Origin of the sequence: Clostridium tepidiprofundi DSM 19306 (assembly GCF_001594005.1) — a bacterium.
Classification (GTDB): domain Bacteria; phylum Bacillota; class Clostridia; order Clostridiales; family Clostridiaceae; genus Clostridium_AC; species Clostridium_AC tepidiprofundi.
The window spans coordinates 1-7,312 of sequence record NZ_LTBA01000064.1 but is presented as its reverse complement, the minus strand read 5'-3'; the positions used below and the strand labels follow the sequence as shown (position 1 = coordinate 7,312).

The 7,312-nt window shown below is 25.5% G+C and carries 10 protein-coding genes and 1 pseudogene; 8 read left to right on the top strand and 3 right to left on the bottom strand.

Features of this window, described 5'->3' with window-relative positions:
- Positions 1-112: 112 nt before the first annotated feature.
- From CLTEP_RS12730 to CLTEP_RS12715, 5 genes are all read left to right on the top strand, one after another.
- The gene (locus CLTEP_RS12730) at positions 113-538 is read left to right on the top strand and encodes a transposase family protein (RefSeq protein ID WP_066827298.1); all 426 of its coding nucleotides are present in this window, start codon (positions 113-115) and stop codon (positions 536-538) included.
- An 87-nt stretch (positions 539-625) separates the two neighbouring features.
- A complete protein-coding gene (locus CLTEP_RS12725; RefSeq protein WP_084364963.1) occupies positions 626-1,033 on the top strand; it encodes a transposase in 408 nt (135 codons plus the stop codon).
- Between the two features lie 236 nt (positions 1,034-1,269).
- On the top strand, positions 1,270-1,596 hold the full coding sequence (locus CLTEP_RS12720; RefSeq protein WP_066827294.1) for a hypothetical protein: 327 nt from the start codon (positions 1,270-1,272) through the stop codon (positions 1,594-1,596).
- A 102-nt stretch (positions 1,597-1,698) separates the two neighbouring features.
- Positions 1,699-1,848, top strand: a complete 150-nt coding sequence (locus tag CLTEP_RS14940; protein WP_161938381.1) for a hypothetical protein — start codon at positions 1,699-1,701, stop codon at positions 1,846-1,848.
- Positions 1,849-2,184: 336 nt separating this feature from the next.
- Positions 2,185-2,793 carry a hypothetical protein gene (locus tag CLTEP_RS12715; RefSeq protein WP_066827292.1) on the top strand — a complete coding sequence of 203 codons (609 nt, stop codon included), beginning with the start codon at positions 2,185-2,187 and terminating at the stop codon, positions 2,791-2,793.
- A gap of 560 nt (positions 2,794-3,353) precedes the next feature.
- On the opposite strand, the gene CLTEP_RS15500 is transcribed toward CLTEP_RS12715, so the two are convergent.
- The gene (locus CLTEP_RS15500; RefSeq protein ID WP_278319560.1) at positions 3,354-3,479 is read right to left on the bottom strand and encodes a hypothetical protein; all 126 of its coding nucleotides are present in this window, start codon (positions 3,477-3,479) and stop codon (positions 3,354-3,356) included.
- Positions 3,448-4,863: a hypothetical protein gene (locus CLTEP_RS12710; protein ID WP_153016334.1), complete on the bottom strand. Its 1,416-nt coding sequence runs from the start codon at positions 4,861-4,863 to the stop codon at positions 3,448-3,450. The genes CLTEP_RS15500 and CLTEP_RS12710 overlap by 32 nt, the downstream gene beginning before the upstream one ends.
- A 181-nt stretch (positions 4,864-5,044) precedes the next feature.
- On the opposite strand from CLTEP_RS12710, the gene CLTEP_RS15625 reads away from it, so the two are divergent.
- Both CLTEP_RS15625 and CLTEP_RS14935 read left to right on the top strand, forming a co-directional pair.
- The gene (locus CLTEP_RS15625) at positions 5,045-5,164 is read left to right on the top strand and encodes a BhlA/UviB family holin-like peptide (protein WP_084364965.1); all 120 of its coding nucleotides are present in this window, start codon (positions 5,045-5,047) and stop codon (positions 5,162-5,164) included.
- Positions 5,124-5,282: a hypothetical protein gene (locus tag CLTEP_RS14935; RefSeq protein WP_161938380.1), complete on the top strand. Its 159-nt coding sequence runs from the start codon at positions 5,124-5,126 to the stop codon at positions 5,280-5,282. Before CLTEP_RS15625 ends, CLTEP_RS14935 begins: the two co-directional genes overlap by 41 nt.
- A 55-nt stretch (positions 5,283-5,337) precedes the next feature.
- Here CLTEP_RS14935 and CLTEP_RS12705 read toward each other — a convergent pair whose 3' ends face one another.
- A complete protein-coding gene (locus CLTEP_RS12705) occupies positions 5,338-6,684 on the bottom strand; it encodes a hypothetical protein (RefSeq protein ID WP_066827288.1) in 1,347 nt (448 codons plus the stop codon).
- A gap of 160 nt (positions 6,685-6,844) precedes the next feature.
- Between CLTEP_RS12705 and CLTEP_RS12700 the strand changes: the two are divergent.
- Positions 6,845-7,312 (top strand): annotated as a pseudogene (locus CLTEP_RS12700) (IS701 family transposase); the annotation flags it as partial.

The window sequence follows — 7,312 nt, the reverse complement described above, 5'->3', positions numbered from 1 at the left end:
TTTGCAACTTTTTTCTCTATAATTTCCAGTAAAAATCGGAAAATCTCATATTTCCACTGATTATTCTTAAATTCTTATAAATCAATGGGCTATCAACCTAAAAAATTTTTAAGTGCTAAACTTCTGTATTAAATGTTCAGAAGAATATAATAACACTATTTTTATAAGAGTATCTCCAATAAAAAAATCTTTAAGATGCCCTAAATGCGATAACATAGCTGACAGGCTGCATGATAAAAAAGAATTTTTTGTAAGAGATATACCTATTCATGGTAAACCTGTAATACTGATTGTTGAAAAAATCAGATTAAGATGTGCTTGTTGTGGTCATAGAGGAATACCAGTAAATATTCCTTTTCTTAATAAATATCAAAGAAAAACCGATAGGTTCATTGAATTTATTGCTAAAGAAGTAGCAAAAACATTTCCTAATGCTAAAGTAATCATTGATAAATTTCATGTTAGGCATTTGAAAGAAAATAACAAGTCAAAGATGCGACGTATATTTTGTGAAATACAAAGAGTTGGGTTCCGCTGATAGTAGGTTCTATCAACGGGTTCCAACGATGAAGTAGTTCGCAAAATAGGCTAGCATACTGACTAGTTATTTTTTTGAAAATGCCTTATTAAAAAGATTGGTGATGCATTTAAAGACGTTAGAAAATCAGTATGCCGACAATTAGATAAAGAATCTAGAACAAAACTATTTAAGAATAGATATTTGTTTAAAAAAGGAAATGAAAATGTTACAGATGAAGAATATTTAATACTATTAGAGCATTTTGAAAAAAGTAGTTATTTAGAAATAGCCTATGAGCTAAAAGAAGAATTTAGGGATATCTTTATGTTAGACAGTAAAAAAGAGGCAATAGAGGCTTTTCAATGCTGGTGTAAAAGGGTAAAAGATAATAACATTAAAGAATTCAAAAAAGTCATAAATACTGTGAACAACTGGTATGAACAGATTTTTAATTATTTTGATAAAAAACTAACTAATGGACCTAAAAATTTAATATATCTATTAAAGACTTAAAGAAACTAAACAATTTAAAAACCAATATTATTTATCCGAAGCAAATATTAAGAGTTCTATAGTTAAAAAATTTGGATAGGGAAATCTTAATTTATTGATATTTTTATGAAGAAATAAAAAAAAATTTAATTATAGGTTTACATATAGAAATTAAAATCGTTTTTATAGAGTGTAAGATAATTCAAGTCGACAAGAAAAATCTTAAAATTTATTTAAATTAAAAGGAGTGAATAATTATGGCATATGGTTTTGAACAAGACGAAGCACATGGATTGTATAAAGATCGTGAGTTCTCATATGATGAAATTGTAGCGATAGAAGATGCAGCTTTTAGTATATATTATGAGAATGCAACAGGTAAAGCACTGGATTTGGTGGAAACTGCTAAAGAGTATGGAAAAGAAAAAATTATTGAAATTTTCTTTACTAAAGTTTTTAAAGGAAAAGGACTTCCAGAACTAAAAGCACTTGATTTCTTATGTGATTGGGTAGAAAGTGAAAAAGAAGAAAGATTTGCAGAACATTGGAAATTTATCGATTCTACAAGACTCCCACTTCTATAAGTGGGAGATTGAAGCTTTTGCTTCAGGTGGAGTAGAGTCTCCACCTGAAGTCTCGATGTTTTGCTTTAGCAAAACGAGTTCACTAGACGTGAGAAGAAATTTATGGAACAAAATAAATTTACCAAAATTAGACTTAGAGGATATTTTATGCAAGATCAATTACCAGGTACCACATATACTGTATACCAACCTAACGGAATACCTACAGTAAGAGGGTATTATAAAGATGGAAGATGGATGTATGAAATTTAATTACAATGTAATATGAAAAAATAATTTACTTATAATAAATATTATAGTTTCTATTTATTGTTAAGTTCTTGTAAAAGGGGCTGTCGCATTGGCAATTAAAAATTGCTAATGTGCAGTTCTTTTTTTCATGTCAATCTTCAGCATTTGTCGTGGCATTGCTCGATTTTCCCTAATTCAGAAATAAGTCGAATATAAATCTTCTAAGAACCATAAAAGCAAAATTTATTTAGTAAAAATTATAAATATTGAAAATTTTTTGAATTTGATATATTATTTGTTTTATATATGATAATATTATAGAAGAAATAATTATTTTAAATAATTGGAGGTATATATATGAAATGGATTATACTTACATTATTGATTATAATTCCTTTATTAAATATAGTAAAAAAAACTAATATAAAAATGTTATTTTCAATAGTTGGTATGTTAGTAGTAATTATAGTATTTTTGTGGGGATTTAATGGTTTAAATACCCCAAAGAACACACAAAAAAATTTTTATAATTGTTTAAATATATACTACAATATAATGCAAGATATAAAAAATGATTTGTTTATAAATGGAGAACAATTTAAGGAAATAGATAATTTGAGTAGATATTTTAGTGACAAGAGTGACAAATTAGAACCAATAATTGAAATTATGAATAATATATCAAAAACTGATCATAATTTCACTATTGATGATTATTCATTTTTATCAAATTATTTTTTGGAATTAAGTTTCTATTGTAGTAAGCATAATGATGAATTATCATTTGAAGAACAGGAAACATTAAAGGAAATAATTCATAAAAGTGGAATTATAAATACTGTTATTTTAGCTTCACCAAATTATAAAAGTAAATATGATTCAATAAAACCTATAGATAGAATTAAGACTGAATTAAAAGAAATAAAAAAAATTTCTATGGAATCTATATTTAGAATGAGAAAATAACAAAAAATATCTAAATAAAAAGGCTATTTAATAAATGTTGTGCAAAGTGGCTATAAAATATCGTAGTCACTTTGAATATTTTACCAATACACACTTAAAAATCTCTACATGCTGCATTTTTTCGTTGTAATATATATGATAAAAATCTAAATTACAAATTGAAGAAACTATACTCATTTGTTGTTGTATATTCAGTATACATAATCCCTCTCTCTTTTTTCATTATTATATTTTCAAGAATTTAAATAACCGGTTATTTTTATAATTTAGTCCGTAAAACCACTGTACCTTGTGCCTGTTGATGTAAAGACTTTAAAGGGGCTATCGCACTAAGAGTAAATACTACAATATATTGTATGTAAATTCCTTAATGCGACAGCCCCTTTAAGAAAACTATTATAATATGAGTGTTACCCTAACACTTTTTGTATACAAGTCGCTGTTTTGGAAGTGGTCGCATACAACCAATACTTCCAATTAAAGCTACAATCTTTGTAAGGGGTCAGGTACCTTACAAAAACTGGACTGCAGTTTTTGTTGCTATTAACCATATCTAATATTCATTCTTGCCCTGCATTTAAATCAACCATTGTTGTTGGAATATCTAAAACATTAATTCTTACACATTTTTCAATGCCCTTGCATATTTTAAATTTACAATTTATTGAAATAATAAATAGTTCCATTCTGTGTAAATACCTCTTTTTCCCAAGACCTATTGTGTTTATCTAGATATTTAGGATTTTCAGTATATTTCACAATATCAATAAGATATTTTTCTTTGGTTGCTGTATTAATTACCCATAAGTCTTCACCATAATTTTTCCATATTGCTATAAAAATAACATCTTCATTCGAAAACTGTTTAATATTTTTATACCTAATTTGTGGAAAATAGGCTAAGTAGTTTAAATATTTATCACCATAATAATAATCGGCAAATTGATCAATAGCATTTTCTAAATTAATTTCAAGTGTATATTTCTGTTTTTCAATATTAAAAATGCTAAATTTTTTTTTATTAATAAGAGCTATATTTTCATCATAGTAACTAGCTTTATTTATTGCAAAATTTCTATCTATATCAATAATTTTTTTATAATTAGAATTGTTTTCTATTGAATAAATCCCATCTTTAGGAATTTCATAGTAAATTCTATTATTAGAAACTCTATATGTCCAATCAATATTCCCTTCCAATCTTTTCACTAAATCAGTAGGATGGTATTTGTTTTCTAAATTTCCTGTTTTGTCATATTTATACATACATTGATCTTTAGGTGAATAAAAATATATATGTTCTTTAGTAATAGTAGGTCCAATTCTATCATTAATTGAAAACATTACCTGTTTATCCCAGCTTAACCCAATAAATTTACTGACAGAAATTAAGTCTGTCAAAAAATATATACCTGCTGAATCAGCATATATGGTACCTTTAAATTCCTTACCTATTAATGAATTTATCACATTTTTGTAGGGTGTAAAATCTATTCTTTCTATCTCTCTAGTCTTCATATTTAATTTATATAAAAATTCCCAATCTGAAAAATATAATATATCATTTTCTATACGAAAACATGCAATGTCACTACCATTATTGTGAATTTTATTTATTTTAAAACATTTTCCATCTTTAAAGTTTGCAAAATAATAATTTTTATCTGTACCAACATAAAACATGCTATCTTTATATAAGGCAAGCACAGTTTTTAAATATGGAATCTTATACTTTATTTTAGTAAAAGTTTTACTATTAAAAGAGTAGAGTTCATCAAAGTAACTCAGCTTATAGTTTGTATCTGTATCTAATTTAAATGTCTTTTCCTCATATATTACTTTTTTATTTTCCCATAATAATTTTTCTCTTTTATTATATGAATTCTTACTATTTAAACTTTTTTTTATTTTTGTGTTATCTTGTGAATTTTCTTTCGTCTTTTTAACGTTACTTATAGTTTTTTGAGTTTCTTGTAAAACATTCTCATTTCTTAGATGTTCATTAGAACATCCACCCAATAAACTCATTAATAAAACCCCAATACATATCGATGATAATTTTTTTTTCATATATATCTATTCCTTTCGCTTTCTTCAATACACGGTGATATTATACCATAAAATAACTAAAATGATAACATATTCATCAAATTTGTATTGTATAAGAATAAAGTGTAAATATAACATGACCTTTAAAATAGAATACTTTTATTTTCACATATAGTCTCATGTATGACGTTTAAAATTAAAAATAGACCAAACATACCTTGAAATAATCATAGCAAAACTTACAGATAAACTGGATATTGTTGAAGATGTAAAGAAAGACGTTGAAGATATTAAAAATTACGTCTTTAATCAAAGGCCATAGAGATGTTAATACAGGCACATATGCTACTGTTTGTCCTGGTAAAAATATTTATCGTGAACTTTCTTCAATAAGAGATGAAGTTTGTTATAAATTATGGCCTAATTTTAAACCTTACTAAAAAGAAAGACTATTGTATTAGCATAAAAAGATTGCTAATGCAATAGTTCTTTCTTTTAATTTAATAATTTAAAATAGATATCTCGTTTATGACCATCATCAATATATTTTGCATAAACAACTCCATCTTTTGTTATCCCCACAAAGTAATTTTTTGTAATAAAAATTTTTTCTTTATTTTTAAATAAAAATATTTTGCCTGAACCTTCTTGACGTAATTCATATATTAGGATATTAGGTGAATTATAAAACTTTACTTCAGCTAAATCTATGCCGAATGGTTTAGAACTAAAATTGGTATCCTTTATTTCTTTTGTATCTATATTAAATATATAAAATTGTTTTGTATTATAATCTTCTACCAATACTAAATTATCAATGATATCTCGTACCTTCCAAGAAGTATTAGTATAATCCATAACTTCTTCAAATTTCTTTTGTTCATTTAATATAAAAAGTTTTTTTATTAAATGTGTATCCATTTCTTCTCCCCATTTATCATATTTTTCAAAAAACATACCTCTTTTAGTCCATTTTTTTAAATAATATCGGTCATTTTGTTGTGATAAGTAAGTTTCTTCTTTAACCCCGTCTTCTGCATTAAATAAATCTAGTTTCCATTTTTGTTTTTTATTATCTACTTTCTGACGAATAATTTTATTCCCAGAAGGACTAATAGCTGCAAAATAATAACTGTTATCTTTTTCGTTATCATTTTTTATAGTATATATTAATTTGTTATTCTTAAAAACATATATTCCTTCATCACCAGAGTAATTTAAAACAGAATAATCTTTAGAAAATTGCCATTCATTCTGTGCTCCATAGCCATCTGCTGTCATTAAAAAAATATCTTCATTGTCTTTAGGTTTATTTATTTCTTCTTTCTTATTAATATTTAAAATATCGAAATTTTCTATAAATGACAAATCAACATTATTTATATCATTAATCTTCCAACCTTCATCAGTTTTAACTAGAGGAATAGTACCTTTCAATTCAATATTACTTTGTTTTTTATCTGAATATGTTACTGTAACATCACAATTATAATCATAAACTATTGAATCTTTATCTTTGCTATTTTCAGTTAAATTTAAAGTGTCTAACTTAACATCAAATTTTTGTTGAATAGGGTATTCAAGTCGTATTGCAAATATAGTTGTTTTTGTACTTACATATTTAAAATGCTCATCTGTTATATATTTTTTTAATTTTTGAGTTGATTCATCATTAGGACATTTTGATATGTCTTCTATTGACATATCAGTATGGTTAATATTATAAAAATCATTTATAAAATTTTCAGCAGTTTTTTTAGCTTCAGTTTCACTATTGTTACACCCTATTAAAAATAATGCAAAAACTAAAAATAAAATTGTAATACATCTAATTTTTTTCATTTTATACCTCCATATAAAAAAATATACATAACAATTATAATACTATAAACGTGCATTTTAGCTAACAAATTTTTACATAACATAAAAATAAAAATATAGACATTCTAATTATCCTATTGTAATATATTCTTTGGAAAAACACTTACAAAGGATGATTAAAATGTCTACAAAGAATACTATACCATATTATAAGTCTATTAACAATTTCTTTTTGGCTTTAAAATTAACTTTATACTTAACAATTCCTCAGCAAAAACACTTTTGCGAATTTATTTTTGCAGCGGTAGGGCGTGGATGCAAAGGGAAAGTAACTCATATAGTTGAGAGTTGTTTTAATACAACCCATAGGACTTCAATAGGTCGTTTTTTATCAGATAGTCCATGGAATGAGGAGTATGTTCTGAGAGCAATGCAAAAATTCGCTATAAAAAGAATTTGGGACTTATCACGAACTACTGGGCAACCTATTTATGTTATTATTGATGATACTATTTCAGAGAGAACTATACCTTCGTCACGGGCAAAATCTCCAATTGAATTATGTGGTTTTCATCATTCTCATACTAAAAATAAAAAAGTTTATGGTCATCAAATAGTAGGTGTTCTTCTGCAATGTGGGGATATAACT